Consider the following 777-nt stretch of genomic DNA (forward strand, 5'->3'; position numbering starts at 1 on the left):
GCACCGGATGCTCCGCCACGGCACGACCGCGGCGACGGCCGCTCCCACCGCACCGCCACGCCTCCTCCCCCTGTCCCGGCGTCCGGCCCGGGTACGTTCACCGTCGCCCGCGCGGGCTCCTCCGCGGGCGGCGGGAACGCCTACCGGGTCGAGGTCGAGGACGGGTCCGGCGTCGACCCGGACGCGGCGGCCACCCAGGTCGCGGGCATCCTGGCCGCGCCTCGCGGCTGGGCCCACGGCGGGGAGCACACGTTCCACCAGGTGTCGAACGGCCCTGCCGGGCTGGTGATCCGCATCGCCACGGCCGCGACCACCGACCGCGTCTGCGGGGCGCAGGGCCTCAACACCCATGGCGAGGTCAACTGCCGGGTGGGCGAGACGGTGATGGTGAACCTCAAGCGCTGGCAGACCGGTTCGCCCGAGTTCCACGGCCCGCTCGCCGGCTACCGCGCCCTGATCATCAACCACGAGGTCGGCCACTGGCTCGGCCATGGCCACGAGACCTGCCCCGGCAAGGGCCGGCCCGCCCCCGCGATGATGCAGCAGATATACGGCCTCAAGGGATGCGTCTCCAACGCCTGGCCCTACGACGCCGAGGGGCGGTACCTCGGCGGTCCCTCCGTGCCGTGAGCCTCCGCCGGTCCCGCGTCCGGCGGTCACCCTGGCGATCAATATGGTTGTGGACTGAACCAATCCGTCCCGGCGCCGGTCCTTATAGCGGGGAAGCCAACCGCAGAGGACCGGGGAGGGGCGGGGATGTCCGCAGGGGATGTGCGC

1 protein-coding gene is annotated in these 777 nt (G+C 73.5%); it reads left to right on the top strand.

Features of this window, described 5'->3' with window-relative positions; all coding sequences use genetic code 11:
* Nucleotides 1–630: DUF3152 domain-containing protein (locus EAO72_RS40285; RefSeq protein ID WP_148022354.1), on the top strand; the 630-nt coding region annotated here is incomplete at its 5' end.
* Between the last annotated feature and the right edge of the window lie 147 nt (nt 631–777).

This window comes from Streptomyces sp. OR43 (genome assembly GCF_008042275.1).
GTDB lineage: Bacteria > Actinomycetota > Actinomycetes > Streptomycetales > Streptomycetaceae > Streptomyces.